Source organism: Bradyrhizobium symbiodeficiens (genome assembly GCF_002266465.3).
GTDB lineage: Bacteria > Pseudomonadota > Alphaproteobacteria > Rhizobiales > Xanthobacteraceae > Bradyrhizobium > Bradyrhizobium symbiodeficiens.
On record NZ_CP029427.2, the window covers coordinates 2131686 to 2149972 of the forward strand.

Here is an 18287-nt window from a genome sequence, read left to right on the forward strand (position 1 = left end):
CCAGCCGCACATCCCCGTGAGCTGCGCCAGCGCACGGAACGGAAGCTGGGACGGCCGATTGACCGGGCTCCTGACACAGCAATGGAGCGTTCCATGGATATCAAAGGCAAGACCATTGCCATTCTCGCGACGAATGGTTTCGAGCAGTCGGAACTGGAGGTGCCGCGCGACCGTCTGAAGCAGGCTGGTGCTACGGTTCACGTGATCTCGCTTGCAGCCGGCGAGATCAAGGGCTGGGACAAGAAGGATTGGGGCGGCCGGTGACGGTCGACAAGACGCTGGACCAGGTTTCCAGCAGCGACTACGACGCCCTGGTATTGCCGGGTGGACAGATCAACCCCGACCTGCTTCGCCTCGAGCCGAAGGCATTGTCCTTCATCAAGGACGTCTTCAACGCGAAGAAGATCGTTGCCGCCGTCTGTCATGCGCCGTGGCTCCTGATCGAGACGGGCATCGCCAAGGGCCGCAAGATGACGTCCTACAAGTCCATCAAGACCGATGTCATCAATGCCGGCGCGGCATGGGAAGACTCGGCCGTGGTCGTCGACCAGGGCCTCATCACCTCGCGCAATCCCGGCGACCTGGAAGCGTTCAGCGCCAAGATCATCGAAGAAGTGAAGGAGGGCCGTCACGTGCAGCGCAACGCTGCCTGAGTGGCAGCAGCTCGCCTGCAACGAAAAAGCCCGCGTCGCCGCGGGGCTTTTGTTTGAGCTGGTCGGTCTGGGCCTACTTGGTATTGCTCATGCCCTTACCGTTCTGGTTCGTCATGGTGCCGCCCTGGTCCGAGCCGGGACCGGAACCGCCCTGGCCGGAGGGATCCGCCGCCTTGGAGGACTTGGTGTTGGCGCCGGTGGTCTGCGATGAGGACATCGATGATCCGTGTTTCGCCTTGTGCGACTTGGCCTGTGCGGCGAGCGGCGTGGCGGCGAGGCCGGTGGCCAATATTGCGGTGAGAACGAGCTTCGTGGTTGTCATGCGGGGAACTCCCTGAGTTAAATTGACGCAGGCAGCCAACCATTATTTACCGAAGGAGTTCCGGCAAACGCATCTCCCGCACGTCACGGACGCTTCAAGATTGCTTGTCCTCCATGAGGATGAACACAGCACCGGTGAGTGTGGCGCCGATCGCGAACGTCGTCACCAATGTGAGAGCGAAGACGAACGCGGCCTGGCTTCCGCCGTGATCGAGCAGGCTGGCAACGGCGGGATTGGACAGGATCAGCGTGAGGCTGAAGGTGAGGCCGAGGGCTGCGCCCATCAGCGCATGCGTCATCAGCTTGATGAGGCCGGCGGGTGAGATCAAGTCCGAAGATTTTTTTGCGCGCATGGGAACTGCATCCCGAATTGGCATGCAAACGCGGGCGATATTCACCGGTTCCAAACGGATGAAGGAATTGTCGTCACCGGCTTCATCCGACGTTCATGCCGGATTGACGAGGATGAGCCAGCAAAACGGGAACATTCGAAACGGGAACATTCGATATGGGTAAGGTCGTCTTTCTTTACCGCTCGCTGGCCTATCGCAACGCGGCTGCGGACATGCTGCGAAAGGCCCGCAAACTGCCGCGCGGCGCGGAGCGAAGTGCGGCCCGCCGCTACGCGAGGGCGCTGCGCGATCTCGCTCAGACGGAAGCCTGGCTCGAAGGACGCCTCGCCGAGGAAGCGCGGCCACAGCGGCGAACGAGGATGGTGGCGTCGGGCTAAGGCATGATCCGGAAAAGTGCGCAGCGGTTCTCCGAAAAGGTCATGCTCAAACGCCAACCTGAAGCGCGATGACGCTTCATCCTGACCGCATCGCGCTTCAGCCCGAGGCGCGTTGCAATTCGGACGCGCTTGCGACGTCGAATTTTCCGGGTGCGGTCGCCGCCGTCTTGCGTGTCAGCGGCACCTCCAGACGGCACAACAATCCCTCGGCTCGCCAATCGAATTGCGCCTGTCCACCCAGCTGGGACTCGACGCTCGCAAGCAGGCTCCGCGTGCCGAAGCCGCGAGACTTCGGGGCATGACGAGTGGACCGCCGGTTTCTTCCCAGTTCAGCGTCAGCAATTGGTCCTCGACTCGCCAGCCGATCGCGAGCCGACCCGACCTGGTCGAGAGGGCGCCGTACTTGGCCGAGTTGGTGAAGAGCTCGTGCAGCGCGAGCGCCAAGGTCTGGGCCGTCGTCGGCATCAACTGGACCTCCGGACCCGCCAACACGATCTGGCCGCCGAGCGAATAGGGCGCAAGCTCCTCGTCGATCAGCCTGGAGAGCTCGGCGCCCTGCCAGCTCGACAGCGACAGGATGGTGTGCACGCGCGCCAGCGCATTGATGCGTCCCTCCACGGCGTTGACATAGGCCTTGACCTCGTCGGCGCGGGTGAGGCGCACGATCGACTGCGCCAGCGCCAGCGCGTTCTTTGCGCGATGATCGACTTCCCGGGCCAGCAGATTCTGCCGTTCCTCGGCACGCTTGCGTTCGGTGATGTCCACGGTGACTCCGCTCACGCGCACGACGCGACTGCTGTCGTCCACCGTTGCTGCCGCCGTGCCCACGCACCATCGCACCTCTCCATCGGGCCGCAGGATGCGGAACTCGGTCTCATAGGCCCGCGTGCCCTTGTTGAACTCGGCAACCGCCTTGCGCAACTGATCGACGTCGTCGGGATGCAGCAGCGCCTGAACGTTGGCCGGGTTGACCGCGAAGCTTTCGGGGCTGACGCCAAAGATGCGATATTGCCCCTCGTCCCACATCCAGTCGCCGCTGATCCAGTCCCAATCCCAGGAGCCCATCTTGCCGGCGGCGATCGCCATGCTGCGCCGCTGCTCGCTTTCGCGCAGCCTCGCGGTGGAGTTCTCCAGTTCCGCGGTGCGTGCGCGGACGCGATCCTCGAGCTCCCGGTTCAGCCGTTCCAGCTCGCGGGTCTTGCGGTAGAGCTCGGCAAACACCTTGATCTTGGCGCGCAGCACCTCCGGCACGACCGGGACCGGCACGTAGTCGACCGCGCCCATCTCGTAGCCGCGCAAGCGGTCGATGTCGCTGACCTGGATGGCGGAGATGAAGATCATCGCCGTCTTCTGGAAGCGCGGATGCTCGCGGATCATCGCGGCGAGCTCGAAGCCGTCGAGTTCGGGCATGCAGACGTCGACCAGGATCACCGCGATCTCGGTCTTGAGCAGCACCTCCAGCGCCTCGCGTCCGGACGAGGCGATCACGAGGTTTTCGCCGAGTTCCTTCAATATCACCTCATAGGCGAGCAGCTTTGCGGGCTGGTCGTCGACGAGGAGGATGTTGACCTTTTCGTGGTCCATTCGTGGATCCAAACTCAACGGTGCAGCCACATGCGGATCGCAAGCAGCAATTGATCGGTGTTGACGGGTTTGGCGAGGTAGTCGGACGCGCCGGCCTCCAGGCACTTTTCGCGGTCGCCCTTCATCGCCTTGGCGGTCAGCGCGATGATCGGAAGGCGGGCGAAGGCCGGGTTTTCGCGAATGACACCGATAGTCTGGTAGCCATCCATCTGCGGCATCATGATGTCCATCAGCACGATGGCGATCTCCGGATTGGATTCGACCAGGGTGACGGCTTCACGGCCGGTCGTGGCCGTCAGCACCTTCATGCCACGCCGCTCCAGCACGCTCGACAGCGCGAAGATATTGCGGGCATCGTCGTCGACGAGCAGGGCGGTCTTGCCGATCAGGTCCTCGTCGGAACTGTTCAGCTTCTCCAGCATGCGCTGCTTCTCGACTGGAAGTTCCGTGATCACGCGGTGCAGGAACAGCGCGGTCTCGTCGAGCAGGCGTTCCGGCGATTCCACGCCTTTGACCACGATGCTGCGCGCCATGGTGTGAAGTTCCGCGTCCTCCTCCGCCGACAGCTCGCGGCCGGTGAAGACGACGACCGGGATGTTCGACAGCGCCTCGTCGTTGCGGATCTGGTCCAGCACCTCGAAGCCGCTCATGTCGGGCAGCCTGAGGTCGAGCACCACGCAATCGCAGGGCTCCTCGCGCAATGTCGAGAGCGCGCTGGCGCCGGTGTCGGTGGTCACGATCTCGATGTCGTCGTGATGCAGCAATTCGCGGATCGAGAGCTGCTCGGCCTCGTTGTCCTCGACGATCAGGAGCCGCTTGCGCCTGGGGCGCGCATATTCCTTGATCTGCGTCAGCGCGGCCGAGACGCCCTCGGTCGTCGTCGGCTTGTTGACGAAGGAGAACGCGCCACGCGCCAGCGCATGCTGGCGGTCTTCGTCGAGCGTGATGACCTGCACAGGGATATGGCGGGTCAGCGGATTGTGCTTGAGCTGGCTCAGCACCGTCCAGCCGAGCATGTCGGGCAGGAACACGTCGAGCGAGACCGCACGCGGCTGGTACTGCTTGGCAAGCTCCAGCGCCTCGGCACCGCGGGCAGCGACCAGAACCTTGAATCCCTTGTCGCGCGCGAGGTCGACCAGCACGCGCGCGTAATGCGGGTCGTCCTCGACGATCAGCAGAATGCTGTCGCCGGGCTCGAGGTTGAGCCGGTCGTCGGGAAGCTGCTCGATGACGCGCTGCTGCTCCGGCGCGGCCGGCTGCAGCGCCGGCGGCTGGTTGTGTGGCTGCGGCGTCGGCGCCGCACGCGGTGCGAGCGTCGGGCCGGAATATTTGAGCGGCAGATACAGCGTGAACGACGAGCCCTTGCCCGGCAAGCTGCGCAGATGGATCTCGCCGCCCAGCAGGCTCGCGAGTTCGCGGCTGATCGCAAGTCCAAGGCCGGTGCCGCCGTATTTCCGGCTGGTGCCGGCGTCGGCCTGCTGGAACGCTTCGAAGATCAGCTTCTGCTTCTCCAGGGGAATGCCGATGCCGGTGTCGGACACTTCGAACGCGATCACGGCCGGGGCTGAGTTCAGCACCGGGTGATCCGTTCCCCAGCCGCCGACCGCGCCGGTGACCTTCAGGCGTACCTCGCCTTCGGCGGTGAACTTGAAGGCGTTGGAGAGCAGGTTCTTCAGAACCTGCTGCAGCCGCTTGGAATCGGTGACGAGGCTGCGCGGCAGGTTCGGATCGATGTCGATCTTGAACGATAGATTGCGGTTGTCCGCCTCGTGCCGGAACGGCCGGCCGACGGTCTCGAGCAGGTTCGCCGTCAGGATCTCCTCGGCGTCGACCGTCACCGTGCCGGATTCGATCTTGGACAGATCCAGGATGTCGCTGATGAGATTGAGCAGGTCGGTGCCGGCGCCGTGGATGGTGCGGGCGAATTCGACCTGCTTGGCGGAGAGGTTGCCGTCCGGATTGTCGGTGAGTTGCTGGCCAAGGATCAGGATCGAGTTCAGCGGCGTGCGCAGCTCGTGGCTCATATTGGCGAGGAATTCGGACTTGTATTTCGAGGTCAGGGCAAGCTCGGTCGCCTTTTCCTCCAGCGCGCGGCGGGCCTGCTCGATCTCCTGGTTCTTGCGCTCGACCTCGACGTTGCGCTCGGCGAGCTGCTGGGCCTTCTGCTCGAGCTGGTCGTTGGTCTGCTGCAATTCGCGCTGCTGGGTCTGAAGCTCGCCGGCAAGCTGTTGCGACTGCTTGAGCAGGCCTTCGGTCTGCATCGTCGCTTCGATCGAATTGAGCACGATGCCGATGGAGTCGGTGAGCTGCTCCAGGAACGTCATCTGCGAGGTCGTGAAGGAGACGAGCGAGGCGAGCTCGATCACGGCCTTGACCTGGCCCTCGAACAGCACCGGCAGCACGACGAGATTCTTCGGCGCGACGCGGAACAGCGCCGAGTTGATCGGCACCACGTCGGACGGGATGTCGGCGACCATGCGCGGCCGCTTGTCGAGCGCGCACTGGCCGATCAGGCCGTCGCCGAACTGCAGCACGCGCTGATAGGGATAGACGCCGTCGCTGGCGTAGGAGGCGAGCAGCAGCAGCTGCGAAGTGTCCTCGCTCTCGACCTGGTAGATCACGCCGGTATGGGCGTTTACCAGCGGCGACAATTCGGTGAGCAACAAGCGGCCGACGGTGGTCAGGTCGCGCTGGCCCTGGAGCATGTTGGTGAATTTGGCGAGGTTGGTCTTCAGCCAGTCCTGTTCGGTGTTCACGTCCGTCGTGAGACGGAGATTCGTGATCATCGTGTTGATGTTGTCCTTCAGCTCGGCGACTTCGCCGCGGGCATCGACCTGGATCGATCGCGTCAAATCGCCCTTGGTGACGGCGGTCGCGACTTCCGCGATCGCGCGCACCTGCGAGGTGAGGTTGGCCGCGAGCAGGTTGACGTTGCCGGTGAGGTCCTTCCAGGTGCCGGCAGCACCCGGCACGTTGGCTTGACCGCCGAGGCGGCCTTCGACGCCGACCTCGCGCGCCACCGACGTCACCTGGTCGGCGAAGGTCGCTAGCGTCTCGGTCATGTTGTTGATGGTGTCAGCGAGCGCCGCGACCTCACCCTTCGATTTCACCGTGAGGTTCTGCTTCAGATCGCCATTGGCGACGGCGGTCACGACCTTGACGATGCCGCGGACCTGCTCGGTCAGGTTCGCCGCCATGAAATTCACGGTATCGGTGAGGTCCTTCCAGGTGCCGGCAACGCCCGGCACCTCGGCCTGACCGCCGAGCTTGCCTTCGGTGCCGACCTCGCGCGCCACGCGCGTCACCTCGCCGGCGAAGCCGTTGAGCTGGTCCACCATGGTGTTGATGGTGTTCTTGAGCTCGAGGATCTCGCCGCGCACGTCGACGGTGATCTTGCGCGACAGGTCGCCGCGCGCCACGGCCGTGGTGACCTCGGCGATGTTGCGGACCTGGGCGGTGAGGTTGCCGGCCAGCAGGTTGACGTTGTCGGTGAGATCCTTCCAGGTGCCGCCGACGCCGGGCACGACGGCCTGACCGCCGAGGCGGCCTTCGGTGCCGACCTCGCGCGCGACGCGCGTCACTTCGGCGGCGAAGGAGCGGAGCTGCTCGACCATGGTGTTCAAGGTGTCCTTGAGCAGCAGGATCTCGCCGCGCACGTCCACCGTGATCTTCTTCGACAAATCGCCGCCGGCGATCGCGGTCGCGACCTCGGCGATGTTGCGGACCTGGGCGGTCAGGTTCGAGGCCATGAAGTTGACGTTGTCGGTGAGATCCTTCCAGGTGCCGGCAACGCCTGGCACCTCGGCCTGGCCGCCGAGCTTGCCTTCGGTGCCGACCTCGCGCGCCACGCGCGTCACTTCGCCGGCGAAGGCGTTGAGCTGGTCGACCATGGTGTTGATGGTGTTCTTGAGCTCGAGGATTTCGCCCTTCACGTCGACGGTGATCTTGCGCGAGAGGTCGCCGCGCGCAACCGCGGTGGTCACTTCGGCGATGTTGCGGACCTGGGCGGTGAGGTTGCCCGCCATCGAGTTCACGGAGTCGGTGAGGTCTTTCCAGGTGCCGGCGACGCCGGGCACGTTGGCCTGTCCGCCGAGGCGACCTTCGGTTCCGACCTCGCGCGCCACGCGCGTCACCTCGCCCGCGAAGCGGTTGAGCTGGTCGACCATCGTGTTGAGCGTGTCCTTGAGCTGCAGGATCTCGCCGCGCACGTCCACGGTAATCTTGCGCGAGAGGTCTCCGCCGGCGATTGCGGTTGCGACCTCGGCGATGTTGCGGACCTGGGCGGTGAGGTTGCCCGCCATCGAGTTCACGGAGTCGGTGAGGTCTTTCCAGGTGCCGGCGACGCCGGGCACGCCGGCCTGGCCGCCGAGCTTGCCGTCGGTGCCGACCTCGCGCGCGACGCGCGTGACTTCGCCGGCGAAGGCGTTGAGCTGGTCGACCATGGTGTTGAGCGTTTCCTTCAGCTGAAGGATTTCGCCCGACACGTTCACCGTGATCTTCTTCGACAAATCGCCCTTGGCGACCGCGGTCGCGACCTCGGCGATGTTGCGGACCTGGCCGGTGAGGTTCGAGGCCATCGAGTTGACGCTGTCGGTGAGGTCCTTCCAGGTGCCGCCGACGCCGCGCACGACGGCTTGGCCGCCGAGCTTGCCTTCGGTGCCGACTTCGCGCGCCACGCGGGTGACTTCGCCGGCGAAGGCGTTGAGCTGGTCCACCATCGTGTTGATGGTGTCTTTCAGCTCCAGGATCTCGCCGCGCACGTCCACGGTGATCTTCTTCGACAAATCGCCGCCGGCGACCGCGGTCGTCACCTCGGCGATGTTGCGGACCTGTGCCGTCAGGTTCGACGCCATCGAGTTGACGCTCTCGGTGAGGTCCTTCCAAGTGCCGGCGACGCCGAGCACGTTGGCCTGGCCGCCGAGCCGCCCTTCCGTGCCGACCTCGCGCGCAACGCGCGTGACTTCGCCGGCAAAGGCGTTGAGCTGGTCGACCATGGTGTTGAGCGTCTCCTTCAGCTGAAGGATTTCGCCCGACACGTTCACCGTGATCTTCTTCGAGAGGTCGCCGCTCGCGATGGCGGTCGCGACGTCGGCGATGTTGCGGACCTGCGCGGTCAGGTTCGAGGCCATGAAGTTGACGTTGTCGGTGAGGTCCTTCCAGGTACCGGCGACGCCGGAGACCTGGGCCTGGCCGCCGAGCTTGCCCTCGGTGCCGACCTCGCGCGCCACGCGCGTCACCTCCGAGGCGAAGGCGTTGAGCTGGTCCACCATGGTGTTGATGGTGTCCTTCAGCTCCAGGATCTCGCCGCGCACGTCCACCGTGATCTTGCGCGAGAGGTCGCCGCGCGCCACGGCGGTGGTGACGTTGGCGATGTTGCGCACCTGTGCGGTCAGGTTGCCACACATCGCGTTCACGGAGTCCGTCAGGTCCTTCCAGGTGCCGGCGACGCCGGGCACGATCGCCTGGCCGCCGAGCTTGCCGTCAGTGCCGACCTCGCGCGCGACACGCGTCACCTCCGAGGCGAACGAGCGCAACTGGTCCACCATCGTGTTGATGGCTTCCTTGAGCTGAAGGATCTCGCCGCGGACGTCGACGGTGATCTTCTTGGAGAGGTCGCCGTTGGCGACCGCGATCGTCACCTCGGCGATGTTGCGAACCTGGTTGGTCAGGTTGTTCGCCATCGAGTTGACGCTCTCGGTCAAGTCCTTCCAGACGCCGGTCACCTCCGGCACCTGGGCCTGTCCGCCGAGCTTGCCTTCGGTGCCGACCTCGCGCGCCACGCGCGTCACCTCGGAGGTGAACACGCCGAGCTGCTTGATCATGGTGTTGACGATGGTCGCCGACTGCAGGAACTCTCCGCGGAGCGGCCGGCCGTCGACGTCGAGCTTGACGGTCTGGAGCAGGTCGCCTTGCGCGACGGCGGCGACTGCGCGCGTCACCTCGCGCGTCGGCCACAACAGGTCGTCGATCAGTGTGTTGACGGAACCTTCCATGTCGGCCCAGGAGCCCGAGGCGAGGCCGAACTTCACGCGCTGGCGCGTCTTGCCTTCGCGGCCGACCACCTGGCCGACCAGCTCGAGTTGCTGCGCCATGCGCTGGTTGGCGGCGATGATTTCATTGAAAGTGTCGGCGATCTTGCCGTCGATGCCGAGATAGTCGCCGCTCATGCGGACGGAAAAATCGCCGCTGCGCATGGCTTGCAGGGCGAGCAGCAGTTCCGCCCGGGAATCCGGATCGGATACACCATTGGATTTCGGCTTTGGAACGCGACGACCGGACCGTGATGCAGATCCGGGATCGAGGTCGCTCATACTGATTCCCCCGCAGGTGTCGGCCGAATCCAAGGCCAGACGCGATTGGTCGAAATAGAGCGTCAGCCAAATTCGAAATCAAGCGCCAACGTAGCGGCGCGAGGAGATGGAACCTGTCTTGCTCAGCCCGATGCCAATAACGGCGAAACGTCGAATTGGTTCCATGTCGTTTCGCGAGAAAGACGACAGGGCATTCCTCGCGCTTCCGTCTCCAGCAACTTCGGAACGGAGCCGACGTCTCCCGGTTAGCCCGCGAACAGGGAGAACGCAGATGAAATCAGGACTTGGCGCGATCATCGTCACGCTGTTCACCGGGGTGGCCCTGGCGCAAAACGGAGCGCCCAGCGGCCGCGGGGCGGTGACCGGCGATCCCGCCGCGAGTTCCGCCAGTCCGAAGGCGGATTCCCCGACTACCGGGGCGTCGTCCCGGTCGAACCCGAGTGGCAGCGGCACGTCATCGTCGGGCGGCAAGGATGACAATGGCGATGCGGGCCGGGACAAGATGCCGGATAGCAACCGCGCGGTCCGGCCGGAGAGCCAGCAGCATCATCCGAATGACAAATAGCGGTCGCTACTTGTCTGCCATGGTGCGCTCGGCGTCCTTGACCTGCGCGCGCAGCATCGGGAGCTGCTCGCGGGCGAATGCTGCGAGCGCGGTGTTGTCGGGCCCTTTCAGATAGCGGTCGAGAAGTTCGATGGCCGATTCATATTCGGGAATCTGCGAGGCATAGAAGGTTCGAACGTAAGTCGGTCCGTCCGCGGTTTCGGGCTCCACAAGGCTCGCGCCGACCGACGTCGTCTTGCCTGCACGCGGCTCTGCGCCGATCGCCTCCTGGATCTGCTTCAACGCCTTGTCGCGCTTGGCCGCTTCCTCGGCGCGCAAGGCGGCGAGATTCCTGACCTCGGCGTTGCCCTTGAGGTCGGCGCTCTCCAGCAGGCCTTGCTGGAAACGGCTGAAATTGTAGAGGCCGGTGATGACATCGCTCGCGCTCGGGGCGCGGTCGCGAGTCCTTTGTTCACCGGTGCTGTCGGCAAGCGCCGCGGTGCTGATGAATGCCAGGATGATTGCGACAAAAATTCGCATCGCGGTCAACCCCGGACGAGAGGCGAAGTTCCCTGAAACATACGATCTGGCAACCGGGTTGCGATGCCGGAGTTCCGTCCCCAATTCTTCTGCATGAAACAGTCTGACATCTTCAGGGACAACGCCGACAATTGTCTTCAGCTCGCGGAGCGCGCCGAGGGACAACCCGCCAACAAGCGTTATTCGCGCATGGCGAGCGCCTGGACGGCGCTCGCTCACGAGCAAGACTGGCTCGATGGCGAAATTCCGCCCGTCACGAGGCGTTTTGCTCAACAGCGGGAGGCGTGAGCGCCCTCTGTTTTCGTGGATCCGCGTGTGAGATCGCTCACGGAATGCAAGCGGCCAATCGGGGATGATCAAGAATAGTCGAACGCGTTGGTTTTTCGCTTCCAGAAGGAGGTTTTGTGATGGCTCCACGTCTGGCTCTTCTTTCACTGGTTCTCGCCTTTGGTGTCTCGGTCGCGTTTGCGACGGTGACGACGGTGCGCCAGGTTCATCTGGAGAAGGCATCGGCCGCGGTTCATGCGGTGCACAGCTAGCACCGCACCGGAACATTCGACGCCGCAATGCGTAAGCGCTTCGAGACATCAGGAGAGGCGCAGGCATATCATGGCTAATTCCGACCACGGCATCGTCAAGGACAAGCGGGCGGAGGAGCAGCCCCGCGACAAGCAGCGGGCGCAGTCCGCGCACACGACTGACACACCGAACACGGATCCGCAGAAGACGGGTTCGAGCGGCTCGCCGTCGCGAGAGGCGACGCGCGATCCCAAGCTGAACGACAACAGCAAGACGCCGGGCTCGGGATGACGCCGAACGATTCCGGCGACGCGCCGACCGGCTAGACGCTTTCAATCTGGTGCGAGGAACGAATCCTCGCGCGACGAGTCGACAGGTTGCTTCCGGTTGTCATGCCCCCGGTGCGCCGGAAGTAATCTCCAAGGACGGCCCTGGCACCCACCCCACCGTGCCGGGGCCGTTCGCTTTATGGAAGGCTTCTGAGGGTCAGCCCCCGGTGCCGTTCTCGGGATCTTCCTGCGTGTGTCCGTCGGGTCCGCGGCCGAACACGCCGAAGCTGCTCGACTTTACGCCGGCTGCAGCATCGACGTCCGCCGAGGCGAGCCCGAACCTGAGCAGTTCGCGGACCGCGGCCGCCCGCGTGGGCATACGGTGTTTGAACCGGAAATCGTCAACGGCTGCCAGTTCTTCCGGCGAGAGCATGACTTGAAGGCGCTCGGCGCGATGGTCGTTCATGGTCGATCACGCGAATTGAGTGAGTTGAGCCACTTACTCAACAAACCAACTTGGCAAGAGTTCCCCAAGAGAGGGGAAAGTCGCCAAGTGAGTAGAAAATAGTTGTAAAATCAATGGTTTATTATTGAACGACTCGCGCCATGGCGCATTTTCCTAAGGAGGGAGAGAGGCCATGACGGATGAAGTCAGGTTGCCCGTAAGCTTTCCGAAGAGCCGGAAGCATCCAAACCGGTGCGTCCAAGCCACCAGAAGGTCATCGAGCAAGTCGAGCGCTGGGCCAACAGCCCAGGGCTACAACCACCAAGGACGGAAGATGCGAAGACGGTCTGAGCCACACACATTCGAGCAACGTCTCAAGGTGCAGAAGGAGCGGCTCGAACACGAACTGTCCGGCCTGCCGAACGGCCGCCAGCGTGAAATCGTTCTCGCGCGCATCGATCAGCTTCAGACGGCCGCCGAGATGTATGGCTTTCTGACGACGCTACGAGAAGATCCCGCGCCCCTCGCTGACGGCCCGAGGCGATCGGTCTGCACGGTGCGGGAGGTGATGCGAAGCTTCCGCCGCAGCCACCATGCCGACACCGACACGGACTCACGATTCCTGCGACGACCGTCGCCGGCCCGCCGCGCAGGAAGCGAACGCATCAGGCCCACGATCGGGAAATTACGGCTGTCCGGATCCGCCGGCGGCGCCATACACCTGGCCCGTCGCATAGCTGGCGTCGGAGGCCGCAAGCTGCACGTAGATCGAGGCGAGCTCGACCGGCTGGCCGGGGCGTCCGAGCGGCGTCATGCCGCCGAACTTTTCGAGCTTCTCCATCGTGGCACCGCCGGAGACCTGAAGCGGCGTCCAGATCGGCCCGGCGCCACGCCATTGACGCGGATGCCCTTCGACGCCAGCTGCTTGGCCAACGCCTTCACATAGTTCATCGTCGCCGCCTTGGTCTGCGCATAGTCATAGAGATCCGGCGAGGGATCGTAGGCCTGCTCGGAAGTCGTGCCGATGATGCAGGAGCCGGGTTTGAGATGCGGCAGCGCCGCTTTGATGATCCAGAACGGCGCGTAGACGTTGGTCTTCATGGTCGCATCGAAATCTTCCGAAGAGACGTCGAGGACGGAGGCGCGGGTCTGCTGCCGTGCCGCGTTGTTGACGACGATGTCGAGACCGCCGAGGCCCTGCACGGCCTGCTCGACGAGCTGCTTGCAAAATGCCTCGGCCTGGAGGTCGCCGGGGATCGCAAGTCCGGTGCGGCCTTCCTTCTCGATCAGGGTGATCACCTCCTGTGCATCGGGTTCTTCCGCCGGCAGATAATTGATCGCGACGTCGGCGCCTTCGCGCGCATAGGCAATCGCGGCGGCGCGGCCCATGCCGGAATCGCCGCCGGTGATCAGCGCCTTGCGGCCGGCGAGCCGGCCGGAGCCCTTGTAGCTGGTCTCGCCATGGTCCGGTCGCGGCTCCATCTTGCCGGCAAGACCTGGCCAGGGCTGCGATTGCTTCTTGAACGGCGGCTTCGGATAGCGGCTGACGGGATCGACGAGACTGTGCTCGGCCATGGATGTATCTCCTTTCGCTGTGGATGCCAGCGAAGCCGCGAGCGTTGCGCTCGCGGCGTGGACGACGTGCCGGCGGGACAGTGAGGGTTTGCTGTGGTTCGACATCTTGCTCTCCGCGATGGTCGAGGCTCAATGCGCGGAGACGGTCGACGTTGCTATGCAAAGGGCGCCGGGTGCGCCGGCGTCCTTCAGCAATCCGTTACTTCGTCTGGCCGACGCTCGGCGCCTTGCCGAGCTCCTTGGCCATATCGAGATGATGCTTGAGCGCCGGCAGGGTCTTGCCGGCCCAGTCCTTCAGCGCCGAATTGTCGCCGCCCTTGGCGTAGCGCTCGAACAGCGACACGGCATCCTCATGCGCGCTCACCTGATAGGAATTGTAGTCCGAGCTGAAGTCCTTGCCGTTCGCGTTCTTGAGCTTGTCGAGCTTGCTCTGGTGCGAGCTGTCGAGCGCCGTCGGAAGCGTCGCCTGGACCTTCTTGTCTCCGACCAGGCCCTTGAGCTCGGTGCTGGTCTTGGTGTGGTCGGTGATCATCTGCTGCGCGAAGCTCTTCTCCTGCGCGTTGCCCTTCTGCTGGGCGAGCTTGCTCGACTCGATCTCGAACATGTCGCTGATGGCGACTTCCTTGACGAAGTCGGCGGTCGCCGGCGCGACGCCGAGCGCGGAGTTGACGCCGGTCTTCTCGCCGAGCGACTGGGCGAGCGCAGGGCCTGCGAGAAGCACGCAGGCAAGGGCGATGATGGTACGTTTCATGGTTCGGTCCCTCCGAGTGGGCGCGCAGCCTCTCGCCGCGCAATGTTGCGCCGATCAACACGGTGCAGGGGGCGAGGTTCCTAACGACCCGTCCGCCGGACTGCGCCCGGTGCGCGGATCTCGTGATGGCCTGGGCTGCTCTCCGGAACGATCGTTCGCCTGTCCGGTTGATTCCCATTGGCTGAGTGGAGGAACGACGATGCTGAATCAGGGTGAAATGGATCGCGACGAAATGGGCCGGTTGATCGGAAGCGACAAGGTCGAGGGAACGTCGGTCTTCGGGGCCGATCGAAACAAGATCGGTTCGATCGAACGCGTGATGATCGACAAGGTCAGCGGCAGCGTGTCCTACGCCGTACTCGGCTTCGGCGGATTCCTGGGCCTCGGCAACGACCACTACCCGTTGCCGTGGCAGTCGCTGAAATACGACACGGAGCTTGGCGGCTATGTCACCGGCATCACCACCAAGGAGCTCGAAGGCGCACCCAAATATGGCGAACGAAGCGAGTGGAACTGGGGTGATGACGCCGCGGTGCGCGGTATCAACACTTACTACGGCGTTCCCGTCGCGTGACCTTCAAGGAAGGAAAAGCAATGAGCAAGGAACGGCCGAACGACGATCCCCGGCACCAGAGCGACTGGGGTTCGCACCGACAGACCGACAAGCCCTGGGAGGGCAATCCGGAAAAGGAGCAGGGGTCGGACGAGCACAAACCCGATCTCGAGAAATGGCACGAGACGAAGACGCACTGAGACAGGCACGCTTCCGAAAGCTGTCAGAGACGAGCGCGGCACCCAGTGTGCCGCGCTTTCGTTTTGAGCGTGCTGTTTTTGAGCGTACTGGATGTCTCGGTCAAGCCGGGGGATGACAGCTGTATTTGGAGCGGCCTATGCGACCGCCTCCGCCCGCCCCGGCCCCGCATGCACATGCACCTGCTTCGCGTGCAACGCCTCGCCGCATTCAGAGCACACCATCACGGGATCGAACAGCTTGCCGCAGGTCTTGTGTTCGTGCAGCAGCGGGCGCCCGCGCTCGTCGCCCATGTGGGTGTCGCCCCAATGCACCATCGCCATGATGATCGGGTAGAGGTCGAGGCCCTTCTGCGTGAGGATGTACTCGTAGCGTTTCGGCGCGTCGGAATAGGGGACGCGGCGCAGGATGCCGAAGCGGACCAGCTTCTTCAGCCGCTCCGAGAGCAGGTGCCGCGTGATCTGCAATGAGGACTGAAATCCCTCGAACCGACGCACCCGCAGGAAACATTCGCGCAGGATCAGCAGCGTCCAGCGGTCGCCGACCACGGCCACGGTGCGGGAGAGCGAGCATTGCTCTTCGTCCAACGTGTCCCACTTCATGATCGGTCTCCGGCTCGGCCTGGTCAGTCAGAAAAAGGAACTGACTTGAATATTCGAGACAATTTCAAGATCAAGCTAGCATTTCGCCCGAAAGTTTGACAGTTCTATTTTGGAACTATAGCCTCCATCTCAATCACACAGCGCTCTCACCGGAGGAGGCGACCTTGCCCAAGCGAAACGCGACAGCCGCCGTGATCGGGGCCGGCGATTTCATCGGCTCCGAAATCGCCAAGAAATTCGCCTCTGAAGGGTTCACGGTTTTCGCCGGGCGCCGCAACGGCGACAAGCTGGCACCGCTGGTGAAAGACATCGAGGCCGCCGGCGGCGAGATCCACGCGCGCTCGCTCGATGCGCGGAAGGAGGAAGAGGTCATTTCCTTCCTCAACGACGCCGACAAGCATGCACCCCTCGATGTCTGCATCTTCAACGTCGGCGCCAACGTCAATTTCCCGATCCTCGACACCACCGAGCGCGTGTTTCGCAAGGTCTGGGAGATGGCCTGCTATTCCGGCTTCCTTGCGGGCCGCGAAGCGGCACGGCTGATGCTGCCGCGAGGCGGCGGCAACATCTTCTTCACCGGCGCGACCGCGTCCTTGCGCGGCGGCAGCGGCTTTGCCGCCTTTGCCAGCGCCAAGTTCGGACTTCGTGCGGTGGCGCAGGCGATGGCACGCGAGCTCGGTCCGAAGAACATCCACGTCGCCCATCTCATCATCGATTCCGGCGTCGATACCGAATGGGTGCGGCAGCGCCGGCTCGAGGCGCTCGGGCCCAATGCGCTCGACAATCCCGATCTGCTGATGCCGCCCACGGCGGTCGCGGATGCCTATTGGCAGCTCTACCAGCAGCCGAAGAGTGCCTGGACCTTCGAGATGGAGATCCGCCCGTTCGGAGAGAAATGGTGACCGCGACGCAAGAGTCCGGTTAGGGCAGTCCGGTTAGGGCGTTTTCGAGCGAAGTGGATACCGGTTCGCGGGAAGAAAACGCGTCAAAACAAGAATCTAGAGCCCCGTTCCGATTTCATCGGAACGGAAACGGCTCTAGACTGAACCCAATAACCAGGCAAAATTCCGGGAGGTATTTTAGTGAAGACCGCGATCACCGAGCTGTTCGGCATCGAGCACCCCATCATCCAGGGCGGCATGCATTTCGTCGGCTTTGCCGAACTTGCCGCTGCCGTCTCCAATGCCGGCGGGCTCGGCATCATCACCGGCCTCACGCAGAAGACGCCGGAATTGCTCGCCAAGGAAATCGCGCGCTGCCGCGACATGACCGACAAGCCGTTCGGCGTGAACCTCACCTTCCTGCCGACCTTCGCGGCGCCGCCTTATCCGGAATACATCGCCGCCATCGTCGAGGGTGGCATCAAGGCAGTGGAGACGGCGGGCCGCAGTCCCGAACAATACATGCCGGCGCTGAAGGCGGCGGGCATCAAGGTCATCCACAAATGCACTTCGGTCCGCCACTCTCTGAAGGCCGAGCGGATCGGCTGCGACGCCGTCAGCGTCGATGGTTTCGAGTGCGGCGGTCACCCCGGCGAGGACGATATCCCGAACATGATCCTGCTGCCGCGGGCGGCGGAGGAATTGAAGATCCCGTTCGTGGCGTCCGGCGGCATGGCCGACGGGCGAAGCCTGGTCGCGGCGCTGTCGCTGGGCGCGGCCGGCATGAACATGGGCACGCGCTTCATCGCCACCAAGGAAGCGCCTGTGCATCAGAACGTGAAGAACGCACTGGTCGCTGCGACCGAGCTCGACACCCGCCTGATCATGCGCTCCCTGCGCAACACCGAGCGCGTGCTGAGGAACGCCAATGTCGATCGCCTCATCGAGATCGAGCGCGAGAAGGGCGACGCGCTGAAGATCGACGACATCCACGACCAGGTCGCGGGCGTCTATCCCAGGATCATGCTGGAAGGACAGATGGACGCCGGCGCCTGGAGCTGCGGCATGGTTGCCGGGCTGATCCACGACATCCCCTCCTGCAAGGAACTCGTTGATCGCATCATGAGCGAGGCGGAACAGATCATCCGCAGCCGTCTGATGGGGTTCCTCGACGGACCGGGTGCGGCGCGAAAGGTCGCCTGACACCGCCGAACTTCTTAACCACGGCGGCACTTGGCCGCTGGAATTGCACGCGACGCCTCCTAAATAGAGGTAAATTACCTCTTTCAAAATCAATTTCAGGAGGCGTCCGTGGTCCTGAAGAGCGTTCCTTTTGCAGTTGCCGTGGCCCTCATGCTTGCATGGGGCGGCGTCGCGCGCGCTGACGACTACAAGCCCAACGAATATCTCGGTCTCGATCTCTCCAAGGCCGTGCTGTCGCCAAAACGGCTCGGGCCCGAGACGCAGTTCGCGCCGGTTGCGCTGGAAGCGCGTGGCGGCAACGAGGCGCAGGCGCGCGCTGAGCCCGTCGATGTGCCGAAGAAGGTTGCTGCTGAGCGCGTCCGAATAGCCGAACCGAAGGTCGCGCATGCGAGGCCCGCCCAGCCGCGCGGCGCGGCCCGTGCAAAGCTCGCGCATCGTCATGGCAACCCGCTCGACGCGCAGGCGATGGACACCCGCATCCAGACCTGGCCGTGCCGCTCCGGTGGCATCTGCGACTGGAAGCGCTGAGGCATTCCGCTGATGATCGTTCGCTTCTCCCCGCAAGCGGGGCGAGGAGCAGACCGTCGCCGCGCCTCATCTCCCCCGTC

At 63.9% G+C, this 18287-nt stretch carries 16 protein-coding genes and 4 pseudogenes; 11 read left to right on the forward strand and 9 right to left on the reverse strand.

Going from position 1 to position 18287, the window contains the following annotated elements:
• The first annotated feature begins 93 nt into the window (after window positions 1-93).
• Window positions 94-653, forward strand: a pseudogene (locus CIT39_RS09735) (type 1 glutamine amidotransferase domain-containing protein).
• A gap of 73 nt (window positions 654-726) precedes the next feature.
• Here CIT39_RS09735 and CIT39_RS09740 read toward each other — a convergent pair.
• Both CIT39_RS09740 and CIT39_RS09745 read right to left on the reverse strand, forming a co-directional pair.
• Window positions 727-975: a hypothetical protein gene (locus tag CIT39_RS09740; RefSeq protein ID WP_094975544.1), complete on the reverse strand. Its 249-nt coding sequence runs from the start codon at window positions 973-975 to the stop codon at window positions 727-729.
• A gap of 94 nt (window positions 976-1069) precedes the next feature.
• Window positions 1070-1327 carry a hypothetical protein gene (locus CIT39_RS09745; protein ID WP_094975543.1) on the reverse strand — a complete coding sequence of 86 codons (258 nt, stop codon included), beginning with the start codon at window positions 1325-1327 and terminating at the stop codon, window positions 1070-1072.
• 155 nt (window positions 1328-1482) lie between these two features.
• On the opposite strand from CIT39_RS09745, the gene CIT39_RS09750 reads away from it, so the two are divergent.
• A complete protein-coding gene (locus CIT39_RS09750) occupies window positions 1483-1704 on the forward strand; it encodes a hypothetical protein (protein ID WP_094975542.1) in 222 nt (73 codons plus the stop codon).
• 97 nt (window positions 1705-1801) lie between these two features.
• Here CIT39_RS09750 and CIT39_RS09755 read toward each other — a convergent pair.
• A pseudogene (locus tag CIT39_RS09755) lies at window positions 1802-3288 on the reverse strand (HWE histidine kinase domain-containing protein).
• Between the two features lie 14 nt (window positions 3289-3302).
• On the reverse strand, window positions 3303-9599 hold the full coding sequence (locus CIT39_RS09760) for a HAMP domain-containing protein (protein ID WP_094975540.1): 6297 nt from the start codon (window positions 9597-9599) through the stop codon (window positions 3303-3305).
• A 271-nt stretch (window positions 9600-9870) separates the two neighbouring features.
• Between CIT39_RS09760 and CIT39_RS09765 the strand changes: the two genes are divergently transcribed.
• Complete coding sequence (locus CIT39_RS09765) at window positions 9871-10164, forward strand: hypothetical protein (protein ID WP_094975539.1); 294 nt, start codon at window positions 9871-9873, stop codon at window positions 10162-10164.
• A gap of 6 nt (window positions 10165-10170) precedes the next feature.
• On the opposite strand, the gene CIT39_RS09770 is transcribed toward CIT39_RS09765, so the two are convergent.
• On the reverse strand, window positions 10171-10683 hold the full coding sequence (locus CIT39_RS09770) for a DUF4142 domain-containing protein (protein WP_094975858.1): 513 nt from the start codon (window positions 10681-10683) through the stop codon (window positions 10171-10173).
• Between the two features lie 93 nt (window positions 10684-10776).
• Here CIT39_RS09770 and CIT39_RS09775 point away from each other — a divergent pair, with 93 nt between their 5' ends.
• From CIT39_RS09775 to CIT39_RS09785, 3 genes and pseudogenes are all read left to right on the forward strand, one after another.
• Window positions 10777-10971, forward strand: coding sequence for a hypothetical protein (locus CIT39_RS09775; protein WP_094975857.1), 195 nt, complete (start codon window positions 10777-10779; stop codon window positions 10969-10971).
• A gap of 119 nt (window positions 10972-11090) precedes the next feature.
• The gene (locus CIT39_RS09780; RefSeq protein WP_256471597.1) at window positions 11091-11222 is read left to right on the forward strand and encodes a hypothetical protein; all 132 of its coding nucleotides are present in this window, start codon (window positions 11091-11093) and stop codon (window positions 11220-11222) included.
• A gap of 70 nt (window positions 11223-11292) precedes the next feature.
• Window positions 11293-11528: pseudogene (locus CIT39_RS09785) on the forward strand (hypothetical protein).
• A 160-nt stretch (window positions 11529-11688) separates the two neighbouring features.
• Here the strand turns inward: CIT39_RS09785 and CIT39_RS09790 are convergent.
• From CIT39_RS09790 to CIT39_RS09800, 3 genes and pseudogenes are all read right to left on the reverse strand, one after another.
• On the reverse strand, window positions 11689-11937 hold the full coding sequence (locus tag CIT39_RS09790; protein WP_094975537.1) for a hypothetical protein: 249 nt from the start codon (window positions 11935-11937) through the stop codon (window positions 11689-11691).
• 664 nt (window positions 11938-12601) lie between these two features.
• Window positions 12602-13491: pseudogene (locus CIT39_RS09795) on the reverse strand (SDR family oxidoreductase).
• A gap of 199 nt (window positions 13492-13690) precedes the next feature.
• A complete protein-coding gene (locus tag CIT39_RS09800) occupies window positions 13691-14242 on the reverse strand; it encodes a DUF4142 domain-containing protein (RefSeq protein WP_094975534.1) in 552 nt (183 codons plus the stop codon).
• A 199-nt stretch (window positions 14243-14441) separates the two neighbouring features.
• Between CIT39_RS09800 and CIT39_RS09805 the strand changes: the two genes are divergently transcribed.
• Both CIT39_RS09805 and CIT39_RS09810 read left to right on the forward strand, forming a co-directional pair.
• Window positions 14442-14816: a PRC-barrel domain-containing protein gene (locus CIT39_RS09805; RefSeq protein WP_094975533.1), complete on the forward strand. Its 375-nt coding sequence runs from the start codon at window positions 14442-14444 to the stop codon at window positions 14814-14816.
• Window positions 14817-14836: 20 nt separating this feature from the next.
• Window positions 14837-14995: a hypothetical protein gene (locus CIT39_RS09810; RefSeq protein ID WP_162848630.1), complete on the forward strand. Its 159-nt coding sequence runs from the start codon at window positions 14837-14839 to the stop codon at window positions 14993-14995.
• 135 nt (window positions 14996-15130) lie between these two features.
• On the opposite strand, the gene CIT39_RS09815 is transcribed toward CIT39_RS09810, so the two are convergent.
• Window positions 15131-15595 carry a winged helix-turn-helix transcriptional regulator gene (locus tag CIT39_RS09815; RefSeq protein ID WP_094975531.1) on the reverse strand — a complete coding sequence of 155 codons (465 nt, stop codon included), beginning with the start codon at window positions 15593-15595 and terminating at the stop codon, window positions 15131-15133.
• A 164-nt stretch (window positions 15596-15759) separates the two neighbouring features.
• Between CIT39_RS09815 and CIT39_RS09820 the strand changes: the two genes are divergently transcribed.
• The 3 genes from CIT39_RS09820 (at window position 15760) to CIT39_RS09830 (ending at window position 18207) form a co-directional block, all read left to right on the forward strand.
• Window positions 15760-16497 carry an SDR family oxidoreductase gene (locus CIT39_RS09820; protein ID WP_094975530.1) on the forward strand — a complete coding sequence of 246 codons (738 nt, stop codon included), beginning with the start codon at window positions 15760-15762 and terminating at the stop codon, window positions 16495-16497.
• A gap of 180 nt (window positions 16498-16677) precedes the next feature.
• Entirely contained in the window at window positions 16678-17679 is a 1002-nt protein-coding gene (locus CIT39_RS09825) for an NAD(P)H-dependent flavin oxidoreductase (protein WP_094975529.1), read from the forward strand.
• A 108-nt stretch (window positions 17680-17787) separates the two neighbouring features.
• Entirely contained in the window at window positions 17788-18207 is a 420-nt protein-coding gene (locus CIT39_RS09830; RefSeq protein WP_094975528.1) for a hypothetical protein, read from the forward strand.
• The last annotated feature ends 80 nt before the right edge of the window (window positions 18208-18287 follow it).

Coding starts and splice junctions, on each gene's coding strand:
- CIT39_RS09780 (WP_256471597.1), top strand. CDS start 11,091: ATGGCTCCACGTCTGGCTCTTCTTTCACTGGTTCTCGCCTTTGGTGTC.
- CIT39_RS09775 (WP_094975857.1), top strand. CDS start 10,777: ATGAAACAGTCTGACATCTTCAGGGACAACGCCGACAATTGTCTTCAG.
- CIT39_RS09765 (WP_094975539.1), top strand. CDS start 9,871: ATGAAATCAGGACTTGGCGCGATCATCGTCACGCTGTTCACCGGGGTG.
- CIT39_RS09745 (WP_094975543.1), bottom strand. CDS start 1,327: ATGCGCGCAAAAAAATCTTCGGACTTGATCTCACCCGCCGGCCTCATC.
- CIT39_RS09815 (WP_094975531.1), bottom strand. CDS start 15,595: ATGAAGTGGGACACGTTGGACGAAGAGCAATGCTCGCTCTCCCGCACC.
- CIT39_RS09800 (WP_094975534.1), bottom strand. CDS start 14,242: ATGAAACGTACCATCATCGCCCTTGCCTGCGTGCTTCTCGCAGGCCCT.
- CIT39_RS09760 (WP_094975540.1), bottom strand. CDS start 9,599: ATGAGCGACCTCGATCCCGGATCTGCATCACGGTCCGGTCGTCGCGTT.
- CIT39_RS09790 (WP_094975537.1), bottom strand. CDS start 11,937: ATGAACGACCATCGCGCCGAGCGCCTTCAAGTCATGCTCTCGCCGGAA.
- CIT39_RS09805 (WP_094975533.1), top strand. CDS start 14,442: ATGCTGAATCAGGGTGAAATGGATCGCGACGAAATGGGCCGGTTGATC.
- CIT39_RS09770 (WP_094975858.1), bottom strand. CDS start 10,683: ATGCGAATTTTTGTCGCAATCATCCTGGCATTCATCAGCACCGCGGCG.
- CIT39_RS09810 (WP_162848630.1), top strand. CDS start 14,837: ATGAGCAAGGAACGGCCGAACGACGATCCCCGGCACCAGAGCGACTGG.
- CIT39_RS09750 (WP_094975542.1), top strand. CDS start 1,483: ATGGGTAAGGTCGTCTTTCTTTACCGCTCGCTGGCCTATCGCAACGCG.
- CIT39_RS09740 (WP_094975544.1), bottom strand. CDS start 975: ATGACAACCACGAAGCTCGTTCTCACCGCAATATTGGCCACCGGCCTC.